The 19,155-nt window shown below is 61.7% G+C and carries 19 protein-coding genes and 1 pseudogene; 9 read left to right on the plus strand and 11 right to left on the minus strand.

Features of this window, described 5'->3' with window-relative positions; genetic code table 11:
- Positions 1–8 precede the first annotated feature (8 nt).
- Positions 9–218, minus strand: a complete 210-nt coding sequence (locus tag OKW40_RS04480) for a hypothetical protein (RefSeq protein WP_429488404.1) — start codon at positions 216–218, stop codon at positions 9–11.
- Positions 219–381: 163 nt separating this feature from the next.
- Here OKW40_RS04480 and OKW40_RS04485 point away from each other — a divergent pair, with 163 nt between their 5' ends.
- Together OKW40_RS04485 and OKW40_RS04490 are read left to right on the plus strand one after the other, a co-directional pair.
- A complete protein-coding gene (locus tag OKW40_RS04485) occupies positions 382–804 on the plus strand; it encodes an ACT domain-containing protein (RefSeq protein WP_184044736.1) in 423 nt (140 codons plus the stop codon).
- A gap of 253 nt (positions 805–1,057) precedes the next feature.
- The gene (locus tag OKW40_RS04490; RefSeq protein ID WP_429488406.1) at positions 1,058–1,453 is read left to right on the plus strand and encodes a hypothetical protein; all 396 of its coding nucleotides are present in this window, start codon (positions 1,058–1,060) and stop codon (positions 1,451–1,453) included.
- Between the two features lie 12 nt (positions 1,454–1,465).
- Here the strand turns inward: OKW40_RS04490 and OKW40_RS04495 are convergent, their stop codons facing one another.
- Positions 1,466–4,219: a UPF0182 family protein gene (locus OKW40_RS04495; RefSeq protein ID WP_429488408.1), complete on the minus strand. Its 2,754-nt coding sequence runs from the start codon at positions 4,217–4,219 to the stop codon at positions 1,466–1,468.
- Between the two features lie 269 nt (positions 4,220–4,488).
- Here OKW40_RS04495 and OKW40_RS04500 point away from each other — a divergent pair, with 269 nt between their 5' ends.
- A complete protein-coding gene (locus OKW40_RS04500) occupies positions 4,489–5,073 on the plus strand; it encodes a glutathione binding-like protein (RefSeq protein WP_090811025.1) in 585 nt (194 codons plus the stop codon).
- 62 nt (positions 5,074–5,135) lie between these two features.
- On the opposite strand, the gene OKW40_RS04505 is transcribed toward OKW40_RS04500, so the two are convergent.
- Entirely contained in the window at positions 5,136–6,068 is a 933-nt protein-coding gene (locus OKW40_RS04505) for a hypothetical protein (RefSeq protein ID WP_429488410.1), read from the minus strand.
- Between the two features lie 228 nt (positions 6,069–6,296).
- Complete coding sequence (locus OKW40_RS04510) at positions 6,297–7,340, minus strand: AraC family transcriptional regulator (RefSeq protein WP_429488412.1); 1,044 nt, start codon at positions 7,338–7,340, stop codon at positions 6,297–6,299.
- A gap of 490 nt (positions 7,341–7,830) precedes the next feature.
- Between OKW40_RS04510 and OKW40_RS04515 the strand changes: the two genes are divergently transcribed.
- On the plus strand, positions 7,831–7,995 hold the full coding sequence (locus tag OKW40_RS04515; protein WP_167368794.1) for a hypothetical protein: 165 nt from the start codon (positions 7,831–7,833) through the stop codon (positions 7,993–7,995).
- Positions 7,996–8,232: 237 nt separating this feature from the next.
- Entirely contained in the window at positions 8,233–8,949 is a 717-nt protein-coding gene (locus OKW40_RS04520; protein WP_184068447.1) for a transposase, read from the plus strand.
- Positions 8,950–9,020: 71 nt separating this feature from the next.
- Here OKW40_RS04520 and OKW40_RS04525 read toward each other — a convergent pair whose 3' ends face one another.
- The 4 genes from OKW40_RS04525 to OKW40_RS04540 form a co-directional block, all read right to left on the minus strand.
- Positions 9,021–10,244: a polysaccharide pyruvyl transferase family protein gene (locus OKW40_RS04525; RefSeq protein WP_429488413.1), complete on the minus strand. Its 1,224-nt coding sequence runs from the start codon at positions 10,242–10,244 to the stop codon at positions 9,021–9,023.
- Complete coding sequence (locus OKW40_RS04530; protein WP_429488415.1) at positions 10,219–11,244, minus strand: lysylphosphatidylglycerol synthase domain-containing protein; 1,026 nt, start codon at positions 11,242–11,244, stop codon at positions 10,219–10,221. Before OKW40_RS04530 ends, OKW40_RS04525 begins: the two co-directional genes overlap by 26 nt.
- Before the next feature lie 335 nt (positions 11,245–11,579).
- Positions 11,580–11,777 carry a hypothetical protein gene (locus tag OKW40_RS04535; protein ID WP_184068456.1) on the minus strand — a complete coding sequence of 66 codons (198 nt, stop codon included), beginning with the start codon at positions 11,775–11,777 and terminating at the stop codon, positions 11,580–11,582.
- A 108-nt stretch (positions 11,778–11,885) separates the two neighbouring features.
- Positions 11,886–12,428, minus strand: coding sequence for a phasin family protein (locus OKW40_RS04540; protein WP_429332722.1), 543 nt, complete (start codon positions 12,426–12,428; stop codon positions 11,886–11,888).
- Positions 12,429–12,832: 404 nt separating this feature from the next.
- Between OKW40_RS04540 and OKW40_RS04545 the strand changes: the two genes are divergently transcribed.
- Positions 12,833–13,603: a DUF3047 domain-containing protein gene (locus tag OKW40_RS04545; protein WP_429488418.1), complete on the plus strand. Its 771-nt coding sequence runs from the start codon at positions 12,833–12,835 to the stop codon at positions 13,601–13,603.
- A gap of 66 nt (positions 13,604–13,669) precedes the next feature.
- On the opposite strand, the gene OKW40_RS04550 is transcribed toward OKW40_RS04545, so the two are convergent.
- Positions 13,670–13,999: a hypothetical protein gene (locus OKW40_RS04550; RefSeq protein WP_429488420.1), complete on the minus strand. Its 330-nt coding sequence runs from the start codon at positions 13,997–13,999 to the stop codon at positions 13,670–13,672.
- Positions 14,000–14,261: 262 nt separating this feature from the next.
- A complete protein-coding gene (locus OKW40_RS04555) occupies positions 14,262–14,738 on the minus strand; it encodes a hypothetical protein (protein ID WP_429488421.1) in 477 nt (158 codons plus the stop codon).
- 331 nt (positions 14,739–15,069) lie between these two features.
- Here OKW40_RS04555 and OKW40_RS04560 point away from each other — a divergent pair.
- A pseudogene (locus tag OKW40_RS04560) lies at positions 15,070–16,374 on the plus strand (alpha/beta-hydrolase family protein); the annotation flags it as partial.
- 125 nt (positions 16,375–16,499) lie between these two features.
- A complete protein-coding gene (locus OKW40_RS04565; RefSeq protein WP_429488423.1) occupies positions 16,500–16,790 on the plus strand; it encodes an alpha/beta-hydrolase family protein in 291 nt (96 codons plus the stop codon).
- A gap of 71 nt (positions 16,791–16,861) precedes the next feature.
- On the opposite strand, the gene OKW40_RS04570 is transcribed toward OKW40_RS04565, so the two are convergent.
- Positions 16,862–17,590 (minus strand): FadR/GntR family transcriptional regulator, encoded by a 729-nt coding sequence (locus tag OKW40_RS04570; protein ID WP_184068465.1) that lies wholly within the window; start codon positions 17,588–17,590, stop codon positions 16,862–16,864.
- A 414-nt stretch (positions 17,591–18,004) separates the two neighbouring features.
- Here OKW40_RS04570 and OKW40_RS04575 point away from each other — a divergent pair, with 414 nt between their 5' ends.
- Positions 18,005–19,132 carry a sugar ABC transporter substrate-binding protein gene (locus tag OKW40_RS04575; protein ID WP_429488425.1) on the plus strand — a complete coding sequence of 376 codons (1,128 nt, stop codon included), beginning with the start codon at positions 18,005–18,007 and terminating at the stop codon, positions 19,130–19,132.
- The last annotated feature ends 23 nt before the right edge of the window (positions 19,133–19,155 follow it).

Raw genomic sequence — 19,155 nt, forward strand, 5'->3', positions numbered from 1 at the left:
CACTGCGGTTAGCGCCGCCCGCTACGGCCCCATACATAGCGAACCCACCGCTGCCACCGGCTTTGCGGTGGAGCGGGCGCGTGGCGCGCAGTCTGCGCTTCGCGGTCGCGCTGGACGGACTTCTGCACCTGTTCGTGGATCTGCCTCAAACTCATGCCGCCTGGGCCTTTCAGTTTGTCGGGATCGGTAGCAGGATCGCCATCGGGATCGTCTGTCATGAGAGTCGCCTGTTTGTGATGAGGCGACTTGATCTTGATACAGATGCTCGGTAGCAGCAAGTTGGACGCGGCTCGCCGACCGGCGCGTACTCCGACAGTCCTTGCCCGCGTGCCGTTCGTGAAGTAGATTTTTCTAATGAGGTTCGAGCCGGGAGGGACGGCCATGGAACTGAGCGTGGAACGGGTCGAGGTTTGGGCAGCTACCATCGACGATAAACCGGGAGGCCTTGCGAAGGTCTTAAGCGTCTTGCGGGATGCTGGTGTCGACTTGCAGTTCGTCGTGGCACGTCGAACGCCAGAGGCAGCGGGTAAGGGAGTCGTGTTTGTCGCTCCGCTACAGGGAGAAAGTGCGATCCGTGCCGCCACACAGGCGGGGTTCAGCGTCACCCCGAGCCTTCACTCCGTCCGTGTAATGGGTCTGGACCAGTTGGGCATCATCGCGCAATTGACCCAGATGTTGGCGGATGGGGGGATCAACCTTCGCGGCGTCTCGGCCGCTGTACTTGGCACGCAGTTCATTGCGTATCTCGCGGTCGACTCGTTGGACGATGCCGAAAAGGCGATTGACCTTCTACAAAGGGCCTGAAGTACCCGTACCGGACCGCAAACCGGCTTGGCTCTTGCTGACGAGGCAAGGGGGCCGCTCTGTCTGACGCGACTGCCGTCGACCATCTCAAATCCGTTGCGACAAAGCCGAGCGGCCATTTGAATGGCGAACGAAGGAAGCGCCGGGCATGGCGGCGAATCCGGATGCCGGTAGGAGGTCGACAGTGATGAAGACACCGACGACCCGAAGGCGGGTGCTTTGGGCGCTCTCGCTTTGCATTATCGCGACTTGCATGGCAGTTGGCGGGGCATTGCTGTTCGAGCTGTCGGTGGTCGGCCGTGCCGTGAGCGATTTCCGCCGGGACGCGGCCCTGGCGCAAGGGGGCATCGCACGTGGCGAGCCGGCTACGTCCGAGGAGCGCATCAACCCGCCCTATCTGAAGCGATACGGGTTGGACCGTAACCTGTACAAGGACATTCACGGATACTTTTCGCCAACGGGTGCTGACTGGCGCCAATGGGGGCTGCGAACCAAGGTCGCAGCCACTGTGTTGTGGCTGGGTCACGATCCACCGGGAACGTGGTGGACCTACGTTCAGATCAAGTGCGTCGATCGGTTTCCTCAAGCTCACGCCGACAGCGAGCCGATCGTCGATGTTGCCGACGCTTGCCTCGGCGAGCCGCATTGATCGTCCCGTTGGTCACTTCCGGTCATCGGAACGGCCAGCGCCGAGTGCCTCGAGCAACGGCCGGAGGGCATCCAGTTCCGCGCCGAAGCCGCTCCAGTCTCCCGCCTTCAGTCTCTCGATGGCGCGGTCATAGTGGACAAGTGCCTCTCTCGCGCGAGCGTCCACGGTGCCTCGGGCTGGCGATGCCGCTCGTGCGGTCTCACTGAAAAGCGCCGCCAGCGCCTCATCCAGAGTGTTCTCCATCACCACACGGTCCCCATACGCGGCAATCACCCGCTTCAACTCCGGCAACTGACCGGACGCCGCGCGCAAATAGAGCGGCGAAACGTAGAGGATCGAGTTCTCGATCGGCACGACCACGAGATGACCGCGAATGACGCGTGAGCCCATCTGGTTCCACAACGAGATCTGCTGCGAGATCTCGGTATTCTGCTGAATCCGCGCTTCGATCTGAAACGGCCCATAGATCAGCTTGTCCTTGGGAAAGGTGTACACGATGAGCTTGCCGTACCCGGGCGCATCGCAACGCGCCGCCAGCCAGGCAATCATGTTCTCGCGCTGGCTCGGCACCATCGGCAGCATGAGGATGAACTCGGCGCGTGCGTCGCCGGGGAGTCGCATGATCGTGTAATACGGCGGCATCGTGCTGGCGGTGCTTCCGCCATCCATTCCGACCAGCTCCTGGGGAAACTGCCACAGATCCTCGCGGTTGTAGAAGATCTCCGGCGCATCCATATGATAGGCGCGGTAGAGCTGCGCCTGGATCAGGAACAGATCTTCGGGATAGCGGATATGCTTTCGCAGCCCGGGTGGCATCACGTCCAAAGGCTTGAACAAACCCGGGAAGATGCGCTCGTATGTGCGCAGGAGCGGATCGGCGGGATCGCTGACGTAGAAATCGACCGTGCCGTTATATGCATCGACCACGACCTTGACGGCGTTTCGGATGTAATTGGCGCCGTCGCCGAAACCCGGCCGGGAGTAAGGAAACCACCGGCTGACGGTGTAGGCGTCCTGGATCCAGAACAGGCGCCCATTGCTTGCGACGACATAGGGGTCATGGTCGAGAGTCAGGAATGGCGCGATCGTACGCACGCGGTCCTGAATGTTGCGATGAAGCAGGATCCGGCTCTTGTCTGTGATATAGCCGCTCAGCAGGATGTTCGGATCGTCGAGCTGCCAGGCGAACAGACTGCGGCGTGCCACACTGCCGATGCTGACGCCATCGCGCCCGCTATACGTCGTGTAGGCATTAGTCGGCCGTTGGGGAAAGTCGAACTCCGCTACGTTGCCGTTCACGATGACGTAGTCCTGCCGGCCTTCGCTGAAATAAAGACGTGGTTCGCGAATGGCCGGGCCGCCGCTGGAGACTGGCGGAATATCGTGCAGATAGAAAAACGGTAAGCCTTCGGTGGATTTCTCGGTGACTGGCGACATCACGACGCCGATGCCGTGAGTAAAGATAAGGTGCAGGTTCACCCAGGTTTGGGCGTTGGTCGGAAGCATCGCCGGTTCCAGTTCACGCGCCGACAGCATTACCTGTCTGTATCCGGCGTCAAGCTGATAGCGGTCGATGTCCACCGAAATAAATTTGTAGTAAGTCCTGATCTCCTGCAACTGTGCATAGGTATCCATCAGCGGTTGCACATCCCATAGCCGGATGTTGTCGATGGTCGCCCGATTGGCCTGCAGCGAGTCGAGAGTCAGTCCCTGCTCGGCCTCAAACGGTTTAACCTCGATCTTGGCGAGGCCGTAAGCCTGTCGCGTTAGCGCGATAGCGTGCTCGATATAGGGTGTTTCCAGTTTCAGCTCGCTCGGTTTGACATAGAAGCGCTGAAACAGCGATGGATAGATCACAGCGAATACAAACGAACTGCCGAATACGAGCAGCGCGAGAACGACGGGTTGCAGATGGCTCCGCCGGCGCATGTTGATCCAAAGGGCAACGGATGAGGCTGCGGCAAGGCCGACAAGCATCCACAGGACCGGCAACTCGACGTGGACATCGGTATAGCTGGCGCCGACCACGACGCCGTTGTCGCCATAGAGCAGCAGAAAGCGGTCGAGCCACCACGACCAGGCCTTCACCGCAAAGAACAAACCGAGCAGTGCCGAACCATGAGTGAGGGGGGCGGCCGAGAGCGTGCGTGGTGGCCGCTCCAGCGCGATGTCACCGCGCAACCCGTAGACAACACCTGCCACGATCGCGCTCCAGAAGATTAGCTGCAGCAGCCAGTTCTTGAGTGCGACATACGCGGGGAGCGAGAACAGATAAAAGCCGATATCCCTGTCAAAGATCGGATCGCGTTCGCCAACAGGGACCTGATAAATGAAGCGAAGCGCGAGGTCCCAGCTCGAGATTTCGCTAGCGGCAATAACCAACCCCAGGACGACCGCGGCGCAGGCAATACTGGAGCGCCAGGGAATGTGCGGCGCGATCAGTTCAGACAATTCAACGGCAACTTCCGTCGGACCCGATGGATCAGCTGTTTGCGCTCGCAAGATATCGATGCGCCTCGCGTAACGATGCGCCAAAATCCCAGACAGCCATATCGCGCACGCCGAGACTGCGAACACCGCGGCAAACAGCAGCGCTCTCGCGCAGAGGATGGTCCAGAAAACGCCACCATAGCCGATCGAAGAGAACCACAGCCAGTTGACCAGGATGCCGGTGATGCGTCCGACGACAAGCAGGCCAACGATGACGGCCGTCACCGTGATTGCATAATGTCTCAGGCGCACGCCGGACTTCACTTCCGACCGCATGGTCTCTCCTGTGCTGGCCGTCGCCCTGCCCTGCTGCGATTGCGATCCGGGTTCGGCGAGTCAAAACGGGCGGTGCCCGGGGCAGCGATGCGGCAATTATGCCAAAGTGCGCCGGCACCTGGATTCCCGCAGTACTCGTCAGGACGGTACGTTTTTCCGGGAAACTCGCCTTGCCGCAAACCTGCCTCACGAACCGTGTCGACGGCGGCGGCACGCCCTTTGCTGCGTTGAAACGGTTCAGTTCATCTCACGAAAAAGGGACCCCTATCATGAAGCTCTACTATTCGCCTGGTGCCTGCAGCCTCGCCGACCATATCGCAATGCATGAGGCCGATCTCACTTTCGAAAGGATTCGCGTCGACTTGAAGTCCAAGGAGACCGAGACTGGGGAGCAGTTCAATCGGATCAATCCAAAGAGTTACGTCCCAACCCTCGAAATGGATGATGGTCAACGGCTTACCGAGAATATCGCGATTCTTTCGTGGGTCGCACAGCGCAAGCCTGCCCTTGCGCCGAATAGCGAACCCGGCAGCCTGCGCCTGCTCGAGATGCTCGCGTTCATTTCGACGGAAATCCACAAACAGTTCAGCCGTGTTTTCAAGCCCACTTCGGATGCTGAAGCAACGGCAGCGCGCGAGAAGCTCGGTCAACGCTTCCAGTTGATCGCCACCATGTTCAAGGGCGAATACCTGTTCGGCAGCGAAGCGAGTGTGGCGGACGCCTATCTGTTCACGATGCTGCTCTGGGCCAAAAAGGTAGGCATCGAAGTGCCGGAGAAATTGCGAAACTTTGCCGAACTGATGCGCGCGCGTCCGGCCGTCCAGCTTGCCATGAAGCACGAGGGACTCGACTGATGAAACGCAGATCCTCGCCGCGCGCACCTTTAGCTGGATGATTCGTGTGCGTTCGGGCTCGCTCAATGCAGTGTGGCGAGTGCGGCCCGGATACGCATCCCCTGCTCTTCGGAGACGAGCCGATCGAGCACTTCCGCGAAATGGGGGTGATGCATACCGGAATGGAGGTACTGCCACCGGTAGGCATGATGGAAATTCGCTTCGATCGACATGGCTTCTGCCTCGACGACGGCACGCCCGCAGTTCGCGATGAAATACCGCGAGTCCGCTGTCGCCTGCCCGCGCAAAATGCCATCGATCGCAATCATCAGGTCGATGAACTCGTTGACCGCGTTGTCGCGCGCCGCATCTGTCAGCGTGGCGTCGTGCCGCTTCCATTCCAGCTCATCGAGAATGGCGTGCTGACTTTCTTCCTTCCAGTGGTACAGAAATACATCCTTGAACAGCTCGGATAGCTGATCGTCAGGATGAATGCTCTGGCGGTAGTGAATTTGCGAGAACAGTTCAATATGCAGCGTCATGGCCAGCACCGCCCAGGTGCTCTTGCCGAGGACCACGGCGGCAAGCGCATCGGGATCGACGTCGAAGCGATAACCCGCGGGCAGCGTTTCGCCGATCATTTTTTCGATGCGGCGAAACAGCGCCTGGTGTTTAAGCTCTTCGTCGCTGAAACGCACGAGCGCTTCGAGCGCCACCTGATCGCCGAGCCAGTAGTCGCGGCTCACTTCCAGCACCTTGGCGTTAATGAAGCGCTCGACGAGCCCGAACACGTTCGCGTATGTACGCCCCTGAATCTGGCTGACGAACCGCTTCTCAGCCTCCGAGAGCATGATGAAATCCGGCACCAGCGAGAGCCCGTCCGGCAAATACTTCTGGGACATGTCGAAGGCACGGCCTCCAATCACGTCACGGTCGATGTCCCAACTGACCATCTTCGAAGCGCGAATGCATCGGGCGTAGCGATCGCGATCGGACAGCCGCAATATTGCGTTCATTGAAGTTCTCCCAATATGGACCGCGATGCGGTCTGGCGTTGAGTGTCGATTCACCGGGCAGAGCCAGTCGGATGATCTGGCTTTCCGGCACGCTCAATTTACGATTGGGAGTCTTGAAGTTCTATGATCGAGTCGCCGGACGATATGACTGAAACGCCGTTTCGTCACGTTGGTCGCACAGGTCGACAATTGAGTGGGTAGAAACAGCACGGCGCGTCGCGGCAGGCATCACTGATCCCCCAGTGCGGCAACGCCACGCGTAGGTTGCGCGTGCTGCGCTGATGTGGCCACGCCGTTCGTGTTTCCTTTGCTCTTGCGCCAGCCGGCCGGCGGCATGCCGAATTCGCGTCTGAACGCGCGACTGAATGCGGCTTCCGACTCATAGCCAATCTGTTCCGCAACGGCGTTGAGCGGCTTGCTACCGATCAGAAGTTCGTGCGCCGCAATCTGCATGCGCCATCTCGCGAGGTATTGCATGGGCGGCTGCCCCAGAAGATCGGTAAAGCGTTGCGCCAACGCGGAACGCGACAGGCCCACTTTGCGCGCAAGTTCCTCGACGGTCCACGCATGCGCCGCCTGCGCGTGAAGCAGCGAGAGCGCGCGTCCAACGTAGCGGTCACGCACGCCGGCGAGCCACCCGGTCTGGTTATCAGGTAGCGCTTCAATACAGCTACGGATTGCTTCGACAAACAGCAGTTCCGATAGCCTGGCAAGCACGATCGTGCCGCCCGCGCGCGAGTCGGTCGCTTCCGCGGCAGCAAGTTTGAGAGACGACTCGAGCCATGCCGCACGCGGATCCTGGCGCATGTCGATCTTGAACAGTCGCGGCAGCGATGAGAGCAGCGGATTGCTCAAAGTATCGTCGCAGGCCAGAAAGCCGCACACGATGCGCGTCACAGCGCCCCCGCCGCCATAGGACAGCGTCATCACTTCACCGGGTGCTGTCGCCATCTGCCCGGCCAGTAGCGAGTCCGACGGCACAGGGGAGATATCGATCGCGCTGCCGATGATGTGCGTTTCACCCTGAGGCACCACGATCAGTTCGCCGGCATGGACGTGAATCGCCGAACCGGGATCGTCGGCCAGCGTCGCCCAGCAACTCCCCTCTATGATCAGATGATAAGAAACGACGCGCTCCGAAGGCGGCAAGTAAGCGCCGCAGAGCGATGCATCGGTGCGACCGATCAGACACCACGGCGCGGTGAGTGTCCCGTTCAGAAACACGGCGCCGCTCAGACGAACAGCGCGCAGAACCTCAGAGACTGCATCCATGGATAGCTCGCGTGAAATGCGATTTCCCGGGCGAGAAACCTGGCCGCCGTTCATTCGTCAGGATGGCCAAGGGCTCCATGTTATACCCGCAACCTCACTTGATGACAATTCCCTTACTGGCGTTTTGCGCGAGGCTTATGAAGCGCTTTGCGGGTCCGTTGAAGACTCGCGCCTGGCAAAAAGCGCAATCCACGGAACATGCGCTTCGCCAGGATGACAGGACGATCTTTGTGGACGCCCGCACTGCGCACGCGATGCATCGGCAAGAAGTGGACGATCGGACAAGAAAGATCGACGCACGGGCAGGACGGCAATGGCTTGCCGCGGGCAGAGTTCATGACAGGAAGGAACATCACGGATCGGCGTCATCCGTACTTCGCCAACAAGCCTTCCTCGGACTCTGGAAACCTGGCGCGTCACCCAACTTGCACGAATCGGTTCAAGCACAGCAACTGACCGCTTCGCGCAAACACAGTAGCGTGAGACACCGATGAAACGCCTGATAAGCCGTGCGATGTACCACCCGATCATTGCGCTATCCGTTTTCTATCTGGCCGACGTTATGCATCACGTCGATTACAGCATCGCTGGTGCATTGCTGGTTCTGACCGCGAAAACGATCTCGCGGGTTTCAAGTCTGTTCGACAAGGGATAGAGCTGCGATGCGAAGCGTTCGTCGATCAACGTCCGAGCGGCGCGCTGCAATTCAGCATTGGCATAAGAGACACTGGCTGCGATCGGCAAATCAACGAACAGAGGCCATAAAAAAGGCCTGTTCGTGATGCAGATGCACGAACATGATCGCTAGAATTTCCTCCAGCACGTTACACACGGTCCCGCGTCCGATATCTGTCGGACCGCTTTCTCACATCGGATCTCCGGTTAATTCAGCATGGCACGGCTTGCACGGCACTACGTCCCCGATCAACCGCAGCACGTTATCTTGCAGGGACTCGCGGGGCCCGCTTTCATGGACGAAGGAGACTACCTGTACTTCCTCGCCTGCGTGGCAGACGCAGCGCGCGTCGCTGATCTGGCGGTCCATGCGTGGGTGCTCATGCCTGATGCGGTACAGTTCCTCGTCACGCCTTCGTACGAGTCGAGCGTCGCCATGGCAATGCAGGCGGTTGGCCGTCGCTATGCCGAGACCTTCAACCGCCGCCATGGACGCCGCGGTGCGGTATGGCGTGGCGAGTACCGGTCGACAGTGATTGAGCCCGACCGGTATTTCCTGCTCGCGAGCCAGGTCATCGATCAGGCGCCGGTGCGCAATGGCCTGGCGGCCGAGCCGGGAAACTACCCGTGGTCGAGCTGCGCGCACCACATCGGGCTGCGTGTCGATAGGTTCATCAAGGACCATCCACTGTACCGGGCGCTCGGCAATACGCCGTTCGAGCGCCACCAGGCTTATCGCGATCTGGGCGCACAGCCTGTTGACGAACGCGAGATCAATAACCTGATGCAGTCGACGCTCAACGGCTGGGTGCTCGGCAGCCCCGCGTATTGCGAATGGGCGGCGCAGACAGCCAATCGGCGCTTGATGCCACTGCTGCTGCGCGACCGGCCGTCCACGGTTCGCACCACACGCTCGCTCGTACACGTGGGCTGAGCAAAGAACGATCGAGCTTCGCGAGATTACACGACCGCGCCGACACCGCTCGTCGCGCGAGGCCCTGCATTTCACGCACAAGACATTGCCGCTCGCGTCTGCGCGAATCCCTCGCGATAGCGAGCGGCGAGGTGTGTGGCCGTGCGCCGCAGCAACGTCCGGTCGATCGTCAGGGCATGGAGCATTGCTTGCGAAAGTGCCTCGATCCCGACGCTGCCCGGCACGCACGCTGGCTCCCACGTCGCGGCAAACGCGGACTGTTTGGTCGTGTCGTTCGCGCGCGCCGGATGGAAGAAGTTCACCCGCGGCAAGCCGAACGCCAGCGCGACGATCCGTCCGTGCAGGCTGCTTCCCGCGTAGGCCGTGGCGTCCGCGATCAGTGCGCAGATGTCCCATATCTCCAGCGAACGGAAGAGTTGCGTACGTGAGACCTTCATCCGTGCCGCAATCCGCTCGTAGCAGGCCATATCGTCATGCCAGGGCGCCGCACCCGCTCGAAAGAACACAATACCAAGCCCGCTCTCGTTCGACACGCGATCGAGCTCGCGCGCAAGCACACCGAGCGTTCCGTCGTCGCCGAAATCCGCACTGAACTGCACGGCGACATACCCCTCGGGAAACGCCCTTTGCAAATCCGCCACGCCGCTTCGTTCCTTGCACGCGCGAATGTTCGCGCCGAACAGCTCCGTCACCATCACCGCCGGATCCGGCACGAGCCGCGCGAGCATGCCTGCTGCGGCGAGCCCGTTCTGGGTGTGGATGTCACGCACGCTGACGTCGTCGGCTTGCGCGAGCTTCGACAGGACTTCTGCTCGCATCCCGGGATCGAGTCGCTCCACATCGACGCCGCCGGCCGCTTGATAAGTGACGCTCGACGCACAGGGAAACATCGCGCGAGACGTCATGTAGGGGGCAAGCGCATCGAGACCCGTCAGCGCACGTGCCCACGCGCGTCGCTCGTCGTTGTGCGTTTCCAGTCGCGCGACGATCTTCTGTGCCTGGTCCCACGGCAGCAGCATCACCGCCGCCTCCCAGTCGCCGCAAGTCAGGATCTCGCCGCCCGCATGCACGATATGCACACGGTCCTTGCCGCGTTCTGCGGCCAGTTGCGCGAGCGCCTGAACAGCGTGGCCGCCGTGGACGCGCAGGTCGCGCTCCGCGAGCCCGGCGAAGATCACGTCGTCGCACGCAAGCAGTTTTGCGACGACGTGAGGGAACAGCAGGTCACCCAGGTTGTGGCGATCGAAGGCGCCGAACACCACGACCGCATCATGTTTTCCTGTGTCTCGCATCATGATTCGGGCCCCGACCTCCCTCGGTACGAAGTCGCCGCTTGTCGCGCCACTCCTCCACCTGCCAGGCGATCAGTCCAGGCAGAAAGACGATGATGTCACGAATACGGCGCGCACCCGCGAGCGCGAGGCAAAGCTGCGGATGGAAACCAAGCACCGTGCCGATCAGCAGAAATCCACCTTCCTGAACGCCGAGTGCGCCAGGCACAAAGAACGCGACGCTGCTGAGCGCCTGGATGAGCGACTCGAGTACGACTGCCTGCAGGAAACCTGCTTTTGACGACAGAAAATAGAGCGCGAGCCATAGCTCGAGCGCCGTCGCGATGCATTGGAGTGATTGCCAGATGAGCAGGTAACGGATGATGACGCCGGGCTGATGCCAGAGCTCACTGATCGATTGATCGATGCGCACCGACTCGCCGACGAGCGAGCGGAACTTGCCGCTCGTGATGCGATTGAAAAGTTTCGTGAGCCGCGCGAACGGACTCGCTCGCTGCACGAACGAAAACGCCAGGAGCAGAACCACCAGAATGGCGATGCCGCCCCCCAGCCTGGCTGCGAGGTGCAACGCCCGGGAGCCGGCATGGGCGATCAGATAGCCGATGGCCGCGATGGCGAACAGCATTTCGCTGATGAGCGTGAGTTGGAGGTCGACGACGAGGCTCGCCATGGCCGGGGCAGGCTCCATGCCCCATTTGCGCATCATGCGAAACGTCACGACTTCACCGCCCACTCGGGCAACGGGCAACATGCCGTTCACGGACTCCCGAATCCAGACGAGACGCAGTACGGCGAACAGCTTCGGGCGTGTCGCGCCGCGCATCAGCATTTGCCAATTCCTTGCGTTGGCGAGCATCGGCAGAATGTGGACCATCCCTGCAAGCGCGAGCCCGGCGCCGGCCGCGCGCATCAAACCGAGCACCTTCAGCGCGTCGGCGTGCCAGACGAGCCAGACCGCGATGGCCAGGCCAGCAAGTGCGGCAGCCCGGGCGAGATATTTCATAAGCTGGCGCGAGCGTAGTGTCAGTCGCTTTTAAGCGGCAGCAATAGACTTTTGCGTCCACTTCGGACATCGAGGCGCAGCTGCGACTCTCCCGATAACTTTTCACCGAGAATCTGGCATATCGCACCTCGGGCCCCTATTCGAGCTGTCGCATAACTCGTTCCCCGCGCGGGGAGAATGGTGGTGTGATTAGCGACCGTGACGAAGTCCCCGCTGCGCGCTGCGTGCTCAGCGACAGTCACTGGCGAAGCTGTTCGTGCACACGATTGCCGAGCGGCGGCGCAGCCGGCCCACCCAACGTATGTAGGTCGTCAGATACGTTGTCTGCGCACCGGTCAGCGGACCCGTGCGAACGCTCGCAGCACGGCGTCGCCGCGCGGCGTCACGCGAGGTAACCGGAAGCCCGGCCCAGTTGGCTCATTCGCAATCAACTGCAGTTCGCGGAGCGCCCCAAGCTCTGCCCGATCCGAATCAATTCGTTCAGGCGCATCCTTCAACAGCAGCAACGTGGCCACTTCGTGCGGGCTCAACATGTCGTTTACCTCACGGCGGGAACGAAGGAACGGGTGACCAGATCCGGCCACGGCTGCATCGGCAGCACGCGAATACCGGACCCGGCAGGATTGGTGGAAGCTCGTCGCCTATCGGGTTGACGAGCGACGTGTGCGAGGCGGACCTCGTCGTTCCGCCGTGTCAGGCGTCGCCTTTTCGACGCGCTCGAGAAAGGCACGGACCATTTCCCCGACCTGTGCCTCGGCGACGGACACGCCGTCCGGCTGCACTTCCGGCGGCACGGCCGCGCGCATCATCGTATCGACGCCCGTTGCGCAGGCCGGCAGGCCAGCGGGCCTGGTGTCCTCGTGGAGCTCACGCTCGTCGTCGTGATCGCCGCCGGCGTGGCACGGTCTGATTGTTTCAGACGCGATATCCATCCAGCCGCGGGTGTATCCGGCGAACTGCAGGGTAAGCCAAGGCATCACATCCGCTTGACGTCTGAGGAACTGTTCAGGCGTCTGGGCGCGCAATACGCTTTCCCAGTGCAGCGCGGCACCCGTGACCGCGGACCTGTATGTATCCACGTTCAGCCGTATCAGCGCGCAATAACCGGCGAGGAACTGGTTGGGCAGTTGCGACACGTCGGTCGGAACGGATAGGGTAAATGGCATCTGTTTTGGGCTGCTCACGGAATATCTCTCAGGTTCTCGCGGACACGGCGATCGCTGCCACTGCGATTCGTGAAGGTCGTTCCCATACCGGGCCGTTGGCCAGGCACACGGTCTGAAGCCGTCTTAGAGCAGCCATTCTAACTTTGTTAAGTCGAGTTACGATTTTTACGAGCCAGGGAGTTTCCCCAATATGTGGGAAATTGACGCCTGTGATGAGTGGCGGCGATCACGGTCATTGATAGCAAACCCCTCGCGCGCCGCACGACGCGACGGGAATACCGCGCGGCGCGTTGCGAGCCTCGTCATGCAGCCGCTACGACGCAGCAAACAGAACCTCAACCGCCGGCGTGAAAGCTCCGCTGAAACGTCGCCCGAGGAGCCCATTACAATGGACGCTATCCAACATACGAATGCGACCTGCCGTGCATCTTCCCTCGCGCCGTCGAGCGCAAAAACGAACAGCCCCGTCAGCCTGGATCGCCGCATGCGTCGCGCTTCTTTTGTTGTCGCCACCCATCCTTGCCCAGGACGAAAAGCCCGGTGTCGCCTTTTCCTTGATCGAGCCCGGCGCATCGCTGCCCGCGGGCTGGAAAAACCTGCCGGTCGTGCGCGGCAAGCCCATCACGCAATACACGCTCGTTCACGACGACCACGCCACTGTGCTGCAGGCGGACGCGAACCGCTCTGCTTCCGCGCTGATGCACGACGGTGATATCGACCTCGCTCGCACTCCCGTCGTGGCATGGCGCTGGAAAGCGGATAGACCGATCGAAGGCGCCGATAACCGCGTGGCGTCGAAGGAAGACGCGCCAGCGCGGCTGGTGTTCATGTTTGCCGGAGACAAGAGCAAGCTGTCGCTTTTCGACCGGGCGAAGATGGGGCTGGCCAAGGAACTGAGTGGCGAAGATCTGCCCTATGCCACGTTGATGTACGTGTGGTCGACCACCGCCGCGCCGGGTACCGTCATTGCCAACCCTCACACGAACCGCGTACAGATGATCGTGGTCTCCGGTCTGCCTGGCGATGCGGGTCAGTGGCAAAGCCTGCGCCGCAATATCGTGCAAGACTATGAGCGGGTCTTTCACGAACCGCCAGGACGAATCACAGGCTACGGGCTGCTGACCGATACCGACAATACCGGTGCCACGACACGCGCCTGGTACGGAGACGTCCAGTTCCTTCCCGGGCCTTGATCACCGGGTGCCATCGAGTTGATCGAGCCGTCGGCGCGGCGTGGCCGGCTGAGCGTCCCGCGCGCTTTACCCGTGCCGATGCGCGTCCGCAGGCCAATGCCGTTCATGCGTACCCCATCGTGGTTCCGCCGGCTGCATGCCCTCTTCCACGAACGCGTCGACGGACCACGTATCGACGAACTCGTTTCGCGCCTTGCGGCTTTTGGCGACCTGGAAGTCCCGTTCCGCCACCTGAATCGCCTTGATGTTCAGCCGGTGCGCGAGCGCCGCGTCACGAAGATCGGGGGAATGGCCACGAGCGCAGCCGCGCTGCGGGCCGAGACGATGGTTGCCGCGCGGGAACGCGCGTTGCTCGATGTGCATCGCCAACACGGAATGCATAACGGAGACACCCATGGGCTGCGCGTTTTTCGCGGCCGAAGGCGCGACCAGCGGGGCGAGCGTCTATGTCCCGGTCGCGGACGAGATCGACTATCCCGCCGATCTGGAGGCCGCGCGCAACCGCCGGCAACGCAGACGTACGTGGCAAGCGTTCAGTTGTGGGAGAAAAGCGATGTCCATTCAGGAATATGCGCCGTATCGCGGCTGCAATATCGAGGTGAACGTTACGCTATCGAAAACGCATTGGCTCGGTGGCAAATATCGCCGTTATCGCGTGTCATGGACTGTGACGTTGCCCGGCAATCCGGAACAGGAACTGCTGAGTTTTCCGGAACAGTTCGATTTTCTGACCGAGCATGAAGCGTTCAAGTATGGAGAAAATCGGGCGCACACCTTTGTCGATTCGATGTTGTCGACGCCTTCTCAAAGGCGCAGGTTCCGCGACGCGGTCGCTCGGCCCGCAACGCGCCAGGAGGTTTAATGGCTCGCGCCGGCGTGCCCTTTCGGAGCGGTATGGCGCGTCGCCGCGTTTGCCTATGATCCCTTCGAGCTTCGTGCGGCAGACAGAAGCGACCGGAGACACCGGGTCTTCCTGGAAGTCTTGCGACAATCGCAACACCATCTCGCTATCTGGCCTGTTTGCCTTGCCGGTCAACTGCGTAGCGTCGGCAATGCTCCAGATATTCGGCTTGGTTTGCGACGGCCAATTCAACCGGCGGGTTTCGAACCGCTTGCCACCGACAGGCCGGTTCATCGATGTTTGAACACGATGCGCGCAGAGCGACGATGTTGTTCGGGGGACAGAAAGGTAAATACAATGCGACGCATGGCCGGTTTATCGTTGACGTTTTTTCGACGTAGGAGAAACATCGCACGAGATCGGAGCAGCCCCGTCCGTCCCGCTGCCCCCATGTGTCGCGCTGCGCGCGGTAATCAGGAAAACATCGTCGTGGCTGATCATGCGGCGGCATCTTCCATTACTGCCCTCCTGGCGGAGTCTGAATCAAGGCTGGTCGCGTCATCAACTCCTTTGCGGGTGACCCGCGGAAACGAGGTGCGAGTTGTGCCAATCCGAGCGAGCGCGCATGCGGGACTCCCATGAGCCGGTAGCCGCCGGGCTTCGAAGCACGTCCTGGACGCCGACGCTTAGCGGCTCGCTGCTCGCGCTCGTGTTCTGGTGGCAGTCACTGACGCCGACACTGATTCCGCGGTCGTGGGGAACGCAAACCGTGGTCGGCGCGTTCTGTCTGGCCATCGGCTATGGGATAGGCACATGGGTCGGCCGCGGCGTGCATCGGCTGCTGGAGCGATGGGGGCGCGTGGCCGGCAGCGAGATCCGACGGCGCAGCTGGATCATTCTGACAGCGGCGTGGCTCATTGCACTATTCGTTGGCTCGAAGCTATGGCTCGGCTGGCAGAACGAGCAGCGTAGTTTCATGGGGATGGCGCCGATCGCCTGGTTCGACGCCGTGCTGGTGAGCGTCCTGTCGCCGTTGAGCGCGGTGTTGCTGGTAGTCATCGGGCGATTGACGGCGCGCGGTGTCGCCGCAGTCAAGCAGGTCATCCAGGGCCACGTGCCCCCGATCGTTTCGGTGCCGGCAACAGCGCTGCTCGTCATCGTGATTGGCATGGCGCTCGCTCGCGGAGTGGCGCTTCCCGCCCTCAACACGGCCGCCAACTTCGTCCACGGGCGGGCGAACGAAGACACCGCTGAAGGAATCGTGGCCCCGACGTCGCCGGCGGTGTCGGGCAGCAGCACGTCGTTCGTCGCATGGGACACCTTGGGCCGCATGGGGCGCGGCTTCGTGGCGACAGCGACAAACAAGCAAGAGCTCGCGAAGTTCCACGGGACTGATGCGAGACTGGTCGATCCGGTGAGGGTCTACGTGGGAGTGCGTTCCGCGGACTCCCTCGAGCAGCGTGCGCAGATTGCGGTCCGCGAGCTCGAGCGCGCCGGCGGGTTCGAGCGGAAAGTGCTGGTCGTGTGGATACCCACCGGCACGGGCTGGATAGTCCCCAAAGCCGCAGCTTCGCTGGAGCAACTGCACCGTGGCGACACGGCGATCGTGGCGATCCAATACTCTTTCCTGCCTAGCCGACTCGCCATTTTCATGGATGCTGGTCTCGCGAACGAGGCGGGTGTCACGCTCTTCAACGCGGTTCGCGCCCGATGGTCGATGCTCCCGCCGAAACGACGGCCAAAGCTCGTTCTGTTCGGCAAGAGTCTCGGCGCCGCGGGGGTGGAAGCGCCTTTCGTCGGGAAAGACGCCTCTGCCTCGGTGGCCAACATGATGGCCCGAACGGATGGCGTGCTGATCGTCGGCGCCAAACAAAGCAACCCAATCCATTCGCAACTCACTCGTGAGCGCGATAGCGGGTCGCCCTTCTGGCAGCCGATCTTCGATGAGGGGCGTTCGGTACGGTTCTTGAACCGCGATCGCCGCATCAGGTGGCATTGGACACCGACTGGCCGGCCCCGCGAATCGTGTACCTTCAGCATCCGGCCGATCCGGCCGTGTTCTGGAGTGCCAATGCGTTCTGGTGGCCGCCCGAATGGCTGGCTCGGCCACGTGGCTTCGACGTGCCTGACGCCATGCATTGGTTTCCCATCGTCTCGGGCGTGCAGGCGGTGGGCGATCTGATTCACCAACTTGGCGTGCCGGCGGGTTTTGGTCACAACTACTCGTCGGAGGACTACGTCAACGGCTGGGCCAGCGTGGTGCCTCCCGAGGGCTGGACGCACGCCGATACCGAACGACTGGCGCGGTTCCTCGACCACATTGCCGGCGATGAATCAGAGCCGTGACCGAGCGGAAGGCGAACGGACTGGGGCAGTGCCGTTGCAGCTTGCGGCGCGCACCGCAGAACATGGTCTGGCTAACGCCAGGCTCGTGTGAACTCGCCGACCACGCGCGCCAGATGCGCCTGCATCGCCGTGCGCGCGGCGGTCGCATCTCGCGCCATGATGGCCGCAAAGATGCGCTGATGGTCATCCTGTGAAGCCGCCCGCAATGCGGGAGTATGAAAGTGCTCCTCGATCTTTTTCCACAACGGGTCGGCACGGGAGTTGTCCCACATCGCTGTCACCACGAGCCGGAGCATTTCGTTTCCCGTCGCCCGCGCGATCGCCAGATGGAAATCACGGTCAGCGGCCTCGTTCGCAGCCTTGTCGTCCATGTTTTCGCGCATCGCGCGCAACGCGGCGAAGAGCCGGTCGAGGTCTGAATCTTTGCGCTCGGTAGCGGCTAAGGCCGCGATCCCGCTTTCGATCACCGCCCGCGCGCGCAGCGTCTCGATCGGGCCCAGTCCGCGCGGCAGTTTAAACATGGCGGAGCGCGCCTGCGGCGCTTCTGCCACATAGATACCCGAGCCGACACGGACCTCGACCACGCCCTGCACTTCCAGCGCGATGATCGCTTCCCTCACCTGCGTGCGGCTCACGCCAAAACGCTCGGCCAGCGTGCGCTCGGAAGGCAGGCGCGCACGCGGCCCGACGTCGCCGGCGACGATCAGATCGTAGATCTGCTTCGCGAGCCCGACATAGGAACGGTCGGTCGCGTCCTCATCGGCGGCGCGGCCGGTTGGCGTGTGCGAAAGATCGGCCATTCAGGATTCCCGAAAGCTTCGAAGCCGCCCAAGGATTGGCTCGAGTTCGCTAAAATGGTACACCAATTGCCGGCGTCAGCCTGCATCGGCCTGACGCCGCGTTTGCCCGCCATCGAACCAGTACAGCAGCAGTTTCAGGCTACTCGAATCCTCCCGCGACGCCGTGGTAAACCACTATCGCGCGCGGATTGGTATGCCAGTACTGTCAGACGTGACTGCGTTCGCGCCGGCCCTTCGTTTTGCTTCGAGGCGGCGCCGTTGAAGAGGTCATCGCGCTGCTTCGGCGAGTCCGAGTCATCCCCGCTGCAGCACATTCCGCAAGATTCCCTGCTTCACGCACAGAATTCGGCGGCGATCCATGGCCGCCATGTTCGCCGGCAATCGGCAAGTTCAATCCAACAAAAGGGAGACGACATGCTTTCAGGAATCCAGGTGCTTCGAGCGGCGGCGACCGCGGCATTCACGCTGTGTGCAAGCGCGGCTTTCGCGCAGGCATCGTTCGTTTCAGGACCGTCCAGCGATCCAACCTGCATGGTCCCCTGGAAGAGCGAAACGAAGTTCATCAAGTATCCGAAGAAGAACGGGCCCTACCGGATCGCACTCGTGAACGGCTATATCGCGAACACCTGGCGTATCCAGATGATCAAGACGGCCAAGGCCTATACGGCGCAGCCGGCCGTCGCCGCCAAGCTCAAGGAATTCAAGGTCGTCTCGACCGGCGAGGACGTGCCGGCGCAAATCTCGGCCGTCAACAACTTCATCGATGCCGGCTATGACGCGGTCATCGTGGACGCGCAAAATCCCGCCTCATTCGGCCCCGCGATCCGCCGCGCGAAGAAGGCCGGCGTCGTGCTGATCGCGTTCGACAACATCCTCGACAGCGAAGACGCGATCAACGTCAACGTCGACCAGTACGGGCTCGGCGTGCTGTGGGCCAAGTGGCTCGCGAGCCACCTGTCGAACGGAGGCAAGGTGCTCGAGGTTCGCGGGGTGGCGGGCACGTCGGTCGACACGGACCGGCACAATGGTTTCCTGAAAACGTTGGACGACACCGGCAAGAAGTGGAACGTCGTCCAGGTCTACGGCAAGTGGGACGACGGGGTCGCGCAAAAGGCCACCGCCGACGCGATTGCCGTGCAGGGCCATTTCGATGGAATTTCGGCGCAAGGCGGCGACACGGGAGTCGTGCGCGCGATGATCGATGCGAAACATCCGTTCGTGCCTTTCGGCGGCGAGACGGAGAACGGCTTTCGCAAGTTCTGCGCGCAGTATGGGAGCCAGGGCCTGAAGTGTACGTCGGCGGGCACCGGTCCCGCGCAGGTGGCCGTGGCGATCAAGACGGCGCTCGCCGCGCTGGACGGCCAGACGATCCCGGTCTCGATCAAGCTGCCGCTCGACGTCACCGACGATTCGAAGCTGAAGGCGGGCGTCAACTATTTCCCGAACGACTCCGACAACTTTTTCGTCGGCAACTCGTTTCCGACTTGCGGCATCAATTTCTCTGCGCAGGAAATCATGAAGCAGAGCCAGGGCAACCAGTGATCGGATGATGGCCGGGATGTGAC

Origin of the sequence: Paraburkholderia sp. RAU6.4a (genome assembly GCF_050435625.1) — a bacterium.
Lineage (GTDB): Bacteria > Pseudomonadota > Gammaproteobacteria > Burkholderiales > Burkholderiaceae > Paraburkholderia > Paraburkholderia tuberum.